The sequence below is a fragment of the Coleofasciculus sp. FACHB-542 genome (assembly GCF_014695825.1).
Taxonomy (GTDB): domain Bacteria; phylum Cyanobacteriota; class Cyanobacteriia; order Cyanobacteriales; family FACHB-T130; genus FACHB-T130.
The window spans coordinates 12,683-25,323 of record NZ_JACJPB010000051.1 but is presented as its reverse complement, the minus strand read 5'-3'; the positions used below and the strand labels follow the sequence as shown (position 1 = coordinate 25,323).

The 12,641-nt window shown below is 47.1% G+C and carries 9 protein-coding genes; 4 read left to right on the top strand and 5 right to left on the bottom strand.

All coding sequences use genetic code 11. From position 1 onward, the window contains the following. Window positions 1–119: 119 nt before the first annotated feature. Together H6F52_RS20685 and H6F52_RS20680 are read right to left on the bottom strand one after the other, a co-directional pair. Window positions 120–1,940, bottom strand: coding sequence for an NFACT RNA binding domain-containing protein (locus H6F52_RS20685; RefSeq protein ID WP_190536624.1), 1,821 nt, complete (start codon window positions 1,938–1,940; stop codon window positions 120–122). Between the two features lie 151 nt (window positions 1,941–2,091). Next, window positions 2,092–2,904, bottom strand: a complete 813-nt coding sequence (locus H6F52_RS20680; protein ID WP_190536623.1) for a PEP-CTERM sorting domain-containing protein — start codon at window positions 2,902–2,904, stop codon at window positions 2,092–2,094. A 724-nt stretch (window positions 2,905–3,628) separates the two neighbouring features. Here H6F52_RS20680 and H6F52_RS20675 point away from each other — a divergent pair. The 3 genes from H6F52_RS20675 to H6F52_RS20665 all read left to right on the top strand — a co-directional run bounded on the left by H6F52_RS20675 (window position 3,629) and on the right by H6F52_RS20665 (window position 5,441). Continuing rightward, window positions 3,629–3,895, top strand: coding sequence for a DUF370 domain-containing protein (locus tag H6F52_RS20675; RefSeq protein WP_190413898.1), 267 nt, complete (start codon window positions 3,629–3,631; stop codon window positions 3,893–3,895). Between the two features lie 31 nt (window positions 3,896–3,926). Then, a complete protein-coding gene (gene gmk / locus H6F52_RS20670) occupies window positions 3,927–4,490 on the top strand; it encodes a guanylate kinase (protein ID WP_190413938.1) in 564 nt (187 codons plus the stop codon). 255 nt (window positions 4,491–4,745) lie between these two features. Next, window positions 4,746–5,441 (top strand): SH3 domain-containing protein, encoded by a 696-nt coding sequence (locus H6F52_RS20665; RefSeq protein ID WP_190413900.1) that lies wholly within the window; start codon window positions 4,746–4,748, stop codon window positions 5,439–5,441. A gap of 99 nt (window positions 5,442–5,540) precedes the next feature. Here H6F52_RS20665 and H6F52_RS20660 read toward each other — a convergent pair whose 3' ends face one another. Then, window positions 5,541–5,912 carry a hypothetical protein gene (locus H6F52_RS20660; protein WP_190413901.1) on the bottom strand — a complete coding sequence of 124 codons (372 nt, stop codon included), beginning with the start codon at window positions 5,910–5,912 and terminating at the stop codon, window positions 5,541–5,543. 243 nt (window positions 5,913–6,155) lie between these two features. Next, window positions 6,156–7,865: an AarF/UbiB family protein gene (locus H6F52_RS20655; RefSeq protein ID WP_190536622.1), complete on the bottom strand. Its 1,710-nt coding sequence runs from the start codon at window positions 7,863–7,865 to the stop codon at window positions 6,156–6,158. 656 nt (window positions 7,866–8,521) lie between these two features. Here H6F52_RS20655 and H6F52_RS20650 point away from each other — a divergent pair. Next, the gene (locus H6F52_RS20650; RefSeq protein WP_190536621.1) at window positions 8,522–9,778 is read left to right on the top strand and encodes a Na/Pi symporter; all 1,257 of its coding nucleotides are present in this window, start codon (window positions 8,522–8,524) and stop codon (window positions 9,776–9,778) included. A gap of 115 nt (window positions 9,779–9,893) precedes the next feature. Here H6F52_RS20650 and H6F52_RS20645 read toward each other — a convergent pair whose 3' ends face one another. Continuing rightward, a complete protein-coding gene (locus tag H6F52_RS20645) occupies window positions 9,894–12,554 on the bottom strand; it encodes a M1 family metallopeptidase (protein WP_190536620.1) in 2,661 nt (886 codons plus the stop codon). Between the last annotated feature and the right edge of the window lie 87 nt (window positions 12,555–12,641).

Genomic DNA, 12,641 nt, shown 5'->3' with positions numbered 1-12,641 from the left:
ATCCGAGGAAATCCAGAGCTGCGCGTTCCCATCCGCCAGCCGTAAGATTTCTTTAATATTTACTGTAACAGGAAATACACATTTTTTGAAAGAAATATTTACATTTTTTTGTAAACTTCTTACCTTAGATAGTTGATTCCTGTTTGAGGACTCCCCCAGATAATGCGCTCCTGCTTATAAATAGCGATTCCCGGTTTAGCACCCTTGGGTTTGTAGACGTGCTTGGGTTCCGTGTAAACAACTGGCACGCGATCGCTTTGTCTGGCACGACTGTAGTAGGAAATTAAATCGGCGGCAAATTGCAAATCGGCTTCTTCCGGGACAGAACCCGGAGCGACGCGCAGCAACCCATGACTTCCAGGAATCTCCTGGGTGTGAAACCAGAGGTCGTAGTCTCCAGCCATCCGAAAGGTTAGCTGGTCGTTCTGGCGGTTATTGCGCCCAATTAATAACTCAAAGCCGCTGGGCGTCTGGTAACGATAAGGGTGACTTCCCTCCTCGTCCCTACGGATGCGGTTGTCCGGATCTTGTAGATACTGCTGCTGTATCAGCTCATCGCGGATTTCTAAAAGCGTTTGTAAATCTTCTGGGTCATCGTAAGAATCCAGCTGAGTTAGGCTAGCTTCCACTTGCTCCAAGTAGTCTATTTCCGTTTGCACCTCGTTAAGTAACGGTTCAACGGCTGAGCGAGCGCGTTTCAGCTTCTGATGCCGCTTGTAGAGGGATTGGGCATTTTGGACGGCATTTTTTTCAGGGTCGAGGGGAATTGTGACAGGTTTGTCGGTGTCAAAATCATTGAGGTCAATTGACTTCATCCCTGGTTCCCAGTTCTGAAGGTAAGCCATCAGCAAATCTGCCTGTTGCCGATATTGGTCTGCTTGATCGGATTGCTGCAAGCGTTCCGTAAAAGTAGACGCCTTCAGGCGTAATTTTTCTAGAACGTTGTTAAGTTTCTGGCTCAACTGATGATGAATCTGGTTAAATTCCTGTTGATTGAGCCGATCGGTGTAGTAGCGGTTGAGTAATTCTTGGACTGATTCAGCAGGCTTAACAATGCCCCAGCCCAAGACGTTGTATCCTTCAGGTGTCCAGCCGGGATGAAAAACTGTCCCAGTCTCCTTCTGCGTCACGAGTGTCGTAGGCGAGGGGATAGCAGACTGAGAGGATTGGCTTTTCAGAATTGCTTGCAGCCATTCTTGCCATCGGAGAAATAATGCGTTCCAGTCAGATTGTGGGAGGGTATCGGTAGATTGCTCTGGATCTAGACCCGCGGCTTGTACCATTGAGACAACCAGCGCTGGACTCAAACCCCGGTAATTTTTCAGCATCTGACGCCGCAGTGCTGCGGGAATTAAACTCAGCCGTTCTTGCCAGCGTTCTTGAGATTCGCTTAAAGTCGGGATGGTTGCAGTGAGGGCGGGTGGAGATTCGTAGGGCTGTCCGGTCAGGATGGTACGGACGCTAGATTGTTGGGCGTTGACTTGATGGGCGGCGGTGACAATCAGGTTGTCTGCACCTGTAAGGATGACGTTGCTGTATTTGCCCATGATTTCAACGTACAAGTGCCAGATAGCCGGATCTCCTGGGCGTTTGGCAAATTGTAAATCGATTACTCGTTCCCAAGGCGCGATCGCTGAAGGTGTATTCGCGTCAGCGCTACTCGCTTCTATCGCCACCAAAGCAAAGCCACCCAACTGATGCCGCAACTGGTCGCTGAAGGTAAATGTATCTGGCGTGCGGGGGGGTGGATCGCCAATGCAAACACGCGCTGCTTGCGGATGCCAAGAAACTGTCAGCCAACTCCGCCGCTTCAGGGTTCGCAGGGCTATGGAAATTGTAAAGCGATCGCGCTGATAAACTTGTTCCAGCCGCGCCGGTATCCACTCAGCACGCAGCTCAGAACAAGCGGCAGTTAAGGTAGTAAAGTCAACGAGTTGCACGCGCGATCGGTATTTTTTGTAAAGATTTCGAGGAGCGGTCTCTTTCTATCCTCTCAGTTTCAGGCTACTTCCGACAAAAAACGCACAAAGCTATTTTAAAGGAGCTTTGTGCGTTAATGAGTATCACCCGTTTCTGTTGAGACACATTGGCTTAGACAGATTGGCGACGGCGACGAGTTTTTAAGCCGAGTGCGATCGCGCCCAAGGTCAATCCTAGCGTCGCGCTGGGTTCTGGAACGCTCTGTTGGTTTTTCCAGTCATCGGTCGTCCCAACTTTGATTTGGTAGGCGAGATTGGATTGGGTAGGGATTTTTCCCGTCCAACTCATAATGGAATTACCTGTAAGGCTGAAACTACCGGATACATCGCCGATCCGAAGATATTGCACTCCCCCCTTCACATCCTCAAAAATATTGCCATTGGCATCTTTGTACCAGGTTGTGCAATTAGGACTCAGGGTACATGAAACGCTAGAAGTTTCAGCGATGGACTTCGTACCCGACGCATCTTTCAGCAGTAAGTCTTTGACTGTCATGCTGCTATTCGTGTTATTTGCTCTAGTGCGGACAAAGATATCTGTGACGCCTTGGGTAAATTTCGATGTGTAGTCGTAAGCTAAAGTTTGGTTTCCAACTTTATAAGTAACTATCTTTGTGAGTGCGTCGTAAGCCAGAGTGAAAGCATCCACTCTTCCGCTTTGCCAGAAATTTGAACCAGTCAGTTCCTGTTGTTTTTGTACCGCAAAATTAGTGCTTCCCGTATCATCGTGAAGATCGAGTTCGTAAGTGCTGTTATTGCTACTGCCAATCCGACCCTCCGCAACAAACAATAAATCTACATTTAAATTTTTAAAGGCTTGGTCGGTTTCTAAATAACTTAAAGAAATTGCTTTTGCGTCAGCAGGAGCCGATAATATTCCTAAAGTGGCAACGAATAATCCAATAAGTGTTTTACGAATAGCCATTTTTTTTATTCCCTGGTTTGGGTAAGTGCAGCACGGTATATCAGGATTGATCTTTACGTCCCCGATTGCCGCGCTTGGGTTGGCGCTACTTTTTTAGCATAAATGACTCATGCCAATAACCGCTACTAAAAACAGCCTATTTTACGGAAACTTTATCGCTATAGTTTATATTTTGAAGTTATGGAAAAACCTAGATAAAAGTATTTTGTTTTCGATAGCTTGGGATGGCAAAAAACCTTTGTTTCAATAAAAACACGGTACTTGTTTTTCTAAAAATGGTGAAAAAGCGGATTAATTGTAATTCTACGGATAAGCGCTCTATGTAAAATCTCGTAAATAGTTGCAACCATCCATCCTCTGGTAGAATTTGATTTTTATGGGCATACAAAGAAATACTTCCCACCCTGTGAACGAAGAGCGATTCCACGGACAATCGTGAAGCGATCGCGTCCCTCAAGCTGTTCCAGTCATGCTGGATATCTATTTCACAACCAGCGCCAAGAGAAATGAATTAAGTTGAATTTGTGCAGTTGAATGTTAACGCAACTGTCAAACCTGCCTCTGCCTTTCGGAATAGATAACAGAGGTAAAAGGGAAAAAAAAGCAGCGATCCCTTAAAAACGCGAGTTTTTGTGGATTTTAGGCTTGTAAGTCAAAAATTTTGTAGATAACATGGGAACTAGACTTAAATAAGCTTTTTAGGCGGTTATGCCGCTAGTTTTTTATGGACATTCAGTTAATCAATATCGGTTTTGGTAACATCGTGTCTGCAAACCGAGTGGTTGCCATTGTCAGTCCAGAATCTGCGCCCATTAAACGGATTATCACCGACGCCAGAGATAGAGGGCAGTTGATTGATGCAACCTATGGGCGTCGCACTCGCGCGGTAATTATTACCGATTCCAGCCACATCATTCTCTCCGCCATTCAGCCTGAAACCGTTGCTCATCGCTTTGTGATTGGCAAAGACGTGAATGCCAGCAACAATTAAGGCAATAGGCATTTTCACGGGTGACAGGAGCATGAAAACTGGCAGGCTGATTGTTTTGACTGGGCCGAGTGGCGTAGGCAAAGGTACTTTGCTGCGATCGCTCTTGCAGCGTCATCCGGAGCTGTATTATTCTGTATCCGCGACGACTCGCGCCCCCCGTCCCGGCGAAATTGAGGGAAAACACTATTATTTTGTTAGCCGCAACCAGTTTGAGCAAATGCTGGAAGCCGGTGAATTACTGGAGTGGGCTGAGTTTGCTGGTAACTGTTATGGCACCCTAAGACGACAAGTGGAGGAGCAAATCCAGCAGGGTCAGTGGGTGATACTAGAAATTGAACTAGAAGGGGCGCGGCAGATCAGACAAAATTTCCCAAGCGCCCTACAGATTTTTATCCTACCGCCTTCCGTCAGCGAACTAGAAAATCGAATCCGAGGACGCGGGCAAGATTCAGAGGTAGCGATCGCGCGACGGCTTAACCGTGCCGAAGCCGAAATTGCTGCGGCGAGTGAATTCGATATTCAAATCATGAACGACGATCTGGAAAAAGCCCTGAATCGTATCGAAGCCGCTATCTTCACACCGGCAAGCTGTTGAATTTTTTCCCGCTTTAAATCACAAAGGCGATCGCTTTTACAACTGAAAGCGATCGCCTTTTTCTAGAGCTGGAAAATTGGAATAAAGATAAAAATTAGGCTCAAAAAGTTCCCTATTGACTCTTAAATATATCTTGAGATAGATATGGAATTTTTGATTGTAGGCAAGTCCGAAAAATCAGTTTGCATCATTGTGTTTAATAACATGCGGAAGGAAAACGACCTTCACAGACTGATTTAAAGGAAAAGAACTACTATGCGCCTTGGATCTCTTAAAGTAATTGGTGGATGTGCCACAACGGTTACGCTACTAGCCCTTGCAGTAGGTTTGTCCGTCCCCAAAAATTTAGCTGAACCTTCTCAAGATGGTAACAAATTTGCTCCCAGAACTGTCGCACCAGAACAAGCGGGCGGTGTTACGGAAGCTCAGACAGCCCGCGAAGCGATAAAAGCTAGGGTTGGTACGGCAAATGCTCTCGGTGCAGGTATCGCTGGCACGGCGACGGATGATGGTCGGGTTTATAACGTCCTGAGTACCGTGAACATTCGCTCTTGTCCCAGTACCAGCTGCCGTATCCTGCGGGTCGCTAGACCCGGAGCTGATGTTCTCAACGATCCTAGCGGAGGTACTCAGCAAGGCAATGGTTATACTTGGATTCGCGTAACTTACGGATTTAATTCTACCAATGCTTGTGATAGCAATCGCGCTCAAGGATGGATGATCGTTAATCCTCTCGCTCCTGGAAAGGTTCGCGTAACAAAAGGGCCGTTAAATGTTCGGTCATCGCCATGTTCGGGTCGCATTATTAAAACTTTACCCACTGGCACAACTCTAGACTTCCATCCAGACCAAAACCAATGGAGCAACAAGTGGTATAAAGTTGTTGTTCCTGGGGCGACGCCAGGGCCTTTGGGCTATGTTGATGGTTGGGACTTCGCGGATGTCTACTAATATCGATTCCAAATAATCATTGCTATTTAATCTAAAAGAAAGAGGGTAAGCAGTTGCTTACCCTCTCTCTTTTAAATAGCAAAGCGAATCGCTAATCGCTTATTCCCAAGCATCTAAATCAAGTGCGCGAGAGCCACCGCGTTCTAGCTGACCTAAAAGGCTTTTGAGTTGCGACCAAACTAACATGCCAATAAATAGAGTGAGTGGCATCGAAGTCCCAAAAGACAGCCATCCAGGAAAGCCAAAAATCTCTAATCCAGCTACTAGAAACAGACAGATTCCGCCACAAATTCCCAAGAATGGCAACTGTAATTGTATCCCTTGCATCTGAGCCAAAGTCCGGGTAGAGCGGTTCTTCGACCATTCCCGCACTTGCTGTTTGAGGGTGGCTTCAAAAGCAAGACCACAGGTTATTCCAGCAAACAAACCGAAAACAAGTAAAAAATACGGCGGATCTGGGAAATAGTACACTAAAAACTCCTAATAGGTAACGGGTAAATGGGCAACGGGGAATCGGTAATGGAAGATTTACCAATTACCGCTATGTGCAACTTTTTCTCAGCCTCTAATTTATCAGGGGTTGGGGCGATCGAAATGTCAAGCAAATTTTGTCAGCTCCCCCAATCCCCCCATGAGATGGAGGGAGAAATACAGAAAGTTGCACACCGCGCCAATTACCAATTACTCATTACCGATTCCCTAAGACCCAACACTTTATTCTCTCTCCTGCAAGGCAGCAAGTGTGGCAAAAGAAGGTAATAGTGCGGCGACTCCTTCAGTGGAGAGTTCCGTCAAGGCTCCGAGGGCTACATTAAACAACCGTGACGGCTTCAGGTCATCTTTCACTAGATTCCATAGACGTCGCACTTCTTCGGTATGAAGTCGGTCATCTTCTGTCAAAGCGATTAGCACTTGGCGTCGCAGAAATTGTCCTTCTTCAGAGAGGAGAAACTGTAATCCTAGTTGAGCAGTAGGCAATAGATCGAAGTTATCATCTGAGCGAGCGATCGCAATCATGTTCTCTAACCGCTGCCATTGGAATTTGCCGTCTTTGAACAAGACTTCAATTAAACGTCGCCGCATTTCTGGAGATTCGCCAGTCAGCAAACGCCGCGCTACGTAGGGATAGGCAACTTCGACAATTTTGAAATTGGGATTTAAGCTGAGAGCCAATCCCTCTTGTGTCACCAAGGAACGAATAATTAAGGCAAATTTCGCCGGAATTCGGAACGGATAGTCGTACATCAGTTCCGAGAACTTGTCTGTAATTGTCTTAAAGTTAAAGTCTTGTACACTTTCGCCGATGACATCTCCCAGTACGCTTTCTAGCGCTGGAATGATCGGAACAATATCCGTTTCTGGCGTCAAAAAGCCTAGCTTAACAAAGTCTTTGGCTAACTCAATATAGTCTTTGTTAATTAGGTGAACGACGGCACTGACGAGGGTTTCTTTGGTATGCTCCTCCATCTGATCCATCATGCCAAAGTCTATATAAGCCATACGACCATCTGGCATGGCAAACAAGTTACCCGGATGGGGGTCAGCATGGAAAAAGCCGTATTCCAATAGCTGTCGTAGACCGGCAGTGACGCCAATCTCGATCAAAGTATCGGTTTCTAAATCGGCTGCTTTAATGCGCTCGGTATCGTTCAGCTTGAAGCCGTTAATCCACTCTAAAGTCAGGACGCGGGTGTTGGTGTAGCGCCAGTAGATGGCTGGGACTTTAACGCTGGGGTCGTCGCGGAAATTAGTGGCAAACTTTTCGGCGTTCCGTCCTTCGTTGAGGTAGTCAATTTCTTCAAATAACTTGTAACCGAATTCATCGACGATTAGAGTCAGGTTATGCCCTAAATTTAGGGGAAGCCAAGGACTCAACCAAGCCGCCATCCATCGCATCAAGTAAAGGTCGAGGGTGATTGTTGGTAGCAAGTTGGGGCGTTGCACCTTGACGGCGACTTCTTCGCCGGTGTGAAGACGCGCTCGATAAACTTGACCCAGACTGGCGGCAGCAAGTGGTTCTGGGGATATTTCTCTATATATCTCTTCTACTGAGCGTTCTAGCTCGGTTTCAATGATATTGAATGCGATCGCATTATCAAATGGCGGCAGTTGGTCTTGTAATTTGATGAGTTCTTCTAAAAAGTCTTTCCGCACTAAGTCGGGTCTTGTGGAGAGAGCTTGACCGACTTTAATAAAGGTTGGACCCAGGCGAGTGAGGATTTCCCGCAGTTGAGTGGCGCGTTTCTCTCGATTCTTCCAGTCCTGGTTCAGCCAATCGTCCCACTTTAAGCCAAGAACAAACCCTGCAAATAACCAGATAATTTTGATGGCTCGCCAGAGAACTCGCCAGGGACGATAGCGGAAGTACTGGGCGATCGCTTCGGGATCGTAGCGCCGAGACTGGATGAGGGAGTACCGATTCACGCTTGTGCTTGCCTCTTTTAACCTAACTTAATTCGCCATTAGCGGCTTCTGGGAGTATTCAAGCCACTATTTAACCTAATCAATCGAATAACATTAATTTCCAGGGATTTCGACCGCATTCTTTCGTAACTTTACTCATTGATTTTTACCAGGTTTTTAACGTTTTATTAACTATAGTATACAAAACTACAGACACTTGCGGGGATCGCCCATCTGCTTTAAGAGAGCAAACAGTTCCCTCACTTGCTATTTTTTCTCTGTCAAGGTTCCATGACAAAACTGCTAAAGTCTCCTATTAGCAAAAAAAGCAGCGACTAATTATTCTTAAGGAAGAAATTAAAATAATCTTAAGTATATTTTAAATTACGAATAAATAGTGTATTAGAGCCGTGAATCTCCCTCTGAAGAGGTAAGCACCGTAGGGGAGAGACATCGAAAATCTTTAGTGTCTACCCAGCAGCTCGAAAATGCTGTTTCGAGTCTAGACGCTGGGCAAGGTAGTCAAAGCGCAGCGCCAGTCCGATAGAGAGTTTTATCAGTATCAATTTGGTTTAGGTCAGCATGACGAGTGCTATGGCTTTGCTTTGCCATGAGCGTTTACTTCGCCCGTAGCTGGGATTAAGAACCTATATTGCCGTTATTTTGCGGGGTCATTCATGTTGTTTTCAAAAAATTCAAAGAAAAAAATACTCAAGTTGTTGGGTTTGAGCCTTGTAGTTACAGCTTTGATTGTTAGTCCTTCCCTATCAGGAAATAATTTCCACTTATTTAACGCACCGGCGTTAGAAGTCAGTGTCAACGCTCAGCCTCCGGCTGGAACTGATGCGGCACAGCAGAATCCTGCTTCCGCTGAAGGCGAAGAAAAGGGAAAAAGTGACAAGGCTGAGAGTGCTTCGTCTGAAGGAGAAAAAAAAGGAAAGATTGATATTTTCAAAATTGTCATGGGTGTGCTGGCGGGTCTGGTGCTGTTTTTATATGGTGTGACCCGGCTTGCTGAGGGACTCGAAGCGATCGCAGGCGATCGCGCAAAAAATCTCATCGACAAGTTCACCAGCAATCGCTTTGCCGCAGTGGCAACTGGCACGGTGGCAACAACCATATTAGATTCATCGTCGGTCACGATCATCATGACGATCGCGATGGTGAGTGCTGGGTTGTTGACGTTCGTCCAGTCTCTCGGCGTGGTTCTAGGTTCCAACATCGGAACGACCATCGGCGCTGAACTGATCGCTTTTAAGATTAACGAATATGCACCGATAGCCTTGTTCCTTGGTTTCTTGTTGCATTTTTTGGGCAAGACAGACCGCTGGAAGAACATCGGTTTAATTTTATTGGGGATAGGCTTGCTCTTCTTCGGTCTAGACACGATTGACGAGGCGATGAAACCGTTCCGGGACTACCAACCCTTTATTGATTGGATGAAAACCTTAGGGGAAAATCCGCTGCTGGGTGCCTTAGTTGGGGCGCTGTTTACCGTCTTGATTCAATCCTCTTCCGCCACAGTAGCCATTGTCATTACGCTGGCAGCTTCTGGCTTGATCTCATTGCCCGCAGGCATCGCCTTGATGCTGGGTGCGGAAGTAGGCACCTGTGCTGACACGTTGGTAGCGACGATTGGGCGATCGCGCGAAGCTGTGCGGACGGGTGTCTTTCATGTGATTTTCAATGTGATAACCGCAGTCGTGGGGATCTTATTTGCGGCTCAATTAGCAAGCCTTGCCCAGTGGATTTCTGGGGGGGCTGATGTTGCCCGCCAAATTGCCAATGCTCAGGTGATATTCAACGTATTGGGCGTAGTGTTGGTTATCGGGTTTCTACCGTTAATCGCCCGTGGATTGGAAATGCTAATTCCCGGCGGTAAATCGAACCGGCAACTCGCAGGGGAGCCTCAAAGGGAACAAACTAAAGTGTAGAGAGGCAATACTTATCGGTTCTCTCCCCCAACTCCACTGTGACAGGGAAAGGAGATCCTTGTTTTCCGGTTAGGGGAGATTGGGGGAGAGGTCGGGTTGATGCGATCGCAATTGCTTAGGTACCTGAGGTGCTGGACTTAGCTTCTAGGTTTTCCAAGCGGCTTTTGAGTTCCTGGTTTTGCTTCTTGATCAGGTCGAGTTCGTCTCGCAGTTGCTTGATCGCTTGATCCGATCCAACATTTTTTTGCACCCGCTCAACCGCTTCCTCAGCGATGCGACGGACTCGTCCATCGGGGGTTTGGTCGGCAAGACTTCGCAAAATCCCAATCGCTTTGGGAGTCTCCATTTGCCCTAGTGCGATCGCGACTGATACTTGGGTTAAGAAAAATGTCTCTTTGGAGAGTTCTGCAAGTTGTTCGAGAATTCGTTCCAAGTTGACATTATTCTGACCCGTTGAAATGGTTCCCAAAGCGCGAATGGCAGCTAGACGCAACGCTTGGGGAACGCCTTGGGCGGTGTATTCCAGAATCAGATCCAGCGCTTGGGGCGAAGTTTTGAGTTGAGACAAACCAGCGATCGCGCCAGTTCTCACAACCTCATTCCAACCCGCCTTTTCTTTGAGTACTGTTTGCAGCAGCTTCAGCACTTTCTCTTCTTTGGGCTTTTCGTCCAGATTTGCCGCCCCAATTCCGCCAATCGCATTCACGGCTGCGGACTCCACATAGTAGCTAGCGTCGCCGTCTTCTACGAATGGTTTCAGTGCTTTGTAGCTGTCGTGGGTTTTGATCGTTCCCAATGCTTGCACCACTGCACGACGCACTAAGGCTTCTTTATCTTTTAGACCCGCAACTAGACCGTCAAACGCTTGATCGAGTTTAACTTCTGCCAACTGTTTAGCAACTTCCGCCCGAACGCCCCAGAAAGAATCGTTCTTGAGGGCAAAAGAAAGCGCTTTTACGACCTCCAATCCGCCTTTTTTCGCCAACGCCTCAGCCGCGTAGATGCGAGAGACGGGATCGGGATCGGATTGCAGTTGGGCTTTGAGTTCCTGAACTGGATACTCTAAGGACACCGTTTTTAGGAAATTATTCCCGATGTCAAAGCTAATAAAATCTGGTTTCTCTTCAAGGGGGAAGTAAAAGCTTTGTTCCCGTTCGTGAACCCTGACTGCGAAAGTTTTGAAATTGACAGTGGAGGATTGTTCAGACGAGGAATCTCGCGTCTCTACACGATTCTCGTTAGGGGAATTTCCTGAGACATAGCCAAAAGCGATGGGAATTTTTAGGTCAAATAAATCGCTACGGCTGCCATTGGTATCGCTGGTGGCTTGAGTTTGAGTAACGGTAACTTTAGCCAACTTGCTATCAGTATCCCAGGAATAAGCAACTTTGAAATCTGGATGACCGCCGCGATAAACGTACTGATCAAATAAAAATAGGAGGTTGCGACCCGTCGCTTTTTCAATTGCCCGTAGCAGGTCAACAGTTTCAACTGTTTTATGGGCGTTGTCCTGAACAAAGGTGTGGATGGCTTTAAAAAATAGCTCGTCTCCCAACTCCGCCCGAATCATGTGATAGACACAAGCACCTTTTTCATAGAGGTGGCGGTCATACAGTTCAATCGCCTCGCGATAGACATGAGTGACAATCGGGCGACGGTAACGGCTGCTGTCTTCTACAAGGTAGCTACGAGCTTCATTGAGCAGGTAATACGCTGCATCTTGCAAACCATACTCTTGGTGTGTCCACAGCACTTCTGAGTAAGAAGCCATCCCTTCTTTAATCCAAGCATGAGACCAGTGCTTGATGACTACTAAATCTCCGAACCACTGGTGGGCGAGTTCGTGAGCCACTAAGCTTTCAGTGGTGCGATTATCTAAAGATGCCCGTTTATCCAGCAAGCAGCGGTCGGTTAGCAGCGTGGTGGAGGTGTTCTCCATCCCGCCAAAGATGAAGTCATCGACGCACACTTGGGCATATTTGGGATAAGGGTAGGGATAACCAAATTTTTCGCTGAAAAATTCAATCATTTCGGGCGTTTTGCCCATACTGCGGCGGGCGTCTTCTTCTCTGCCCTTATCCACATAGTAGGTGACGGGTTTGTCGTTCCATTCATCTTGAATTTCGGCAAAGTCACCCACTGCGAGCGTCATCAGGTAGGTGGGATGAACTTGCTCTTGCAACCAGTGATAAGTTTTGTAGTGGTTATCTTCCTCGGTTTTAATGAGCAATCCGTTGGAAATGGCAAGCAGGAGTTTGGGAACTTTGACCCGAATTTCTGAAGTGGCTAACTGTCCGGGATAGTCGAAGCAGGGGAACCAGAAGCGGGAATCCTCATCTTCTCCCTGCGTCCAAACTTGAACGGGTTTGTCGGGATAGTGTTTGTTGGGAGAAATAAAGTAGATACCGCGCTGGGGTTTTTCCACCGAGTAGGCGATCGCTATCTCGATCGTTTTTCCCACCTGAGTGGGTGTCTGCATCTGGATGTGCAGTTGTTCGCCATCATAGTCAAAGCTTTGCGGTATTTCGTCAACCTGCACTGACTGAATATTTAGGTTGACGGCATCTAAGGTTAAACGGTCAATCCCACTCCGCACCGGCAGTAAGGTAATGGCGCAAGTACCTCCGACGGTTTGATTAGGAATATCGAGGGCTAAATCCAGGAAAATATGCTCGACTTGTCCAGGTCGATCTGGGTTGTAGTGGGGACGGGCACCGGGCAGTTCAAAGGATTTGTGACCGTTATTTTCTGAATCGAAATAAGTCTGCAACTTCATGGTGAGATTGACCTGTAAGACTCCGAAGTATAGCCGAGAATCAGGGCTAAGGAGGTTATTTCTTTAGGTTAACGCCTTCAGACTGCG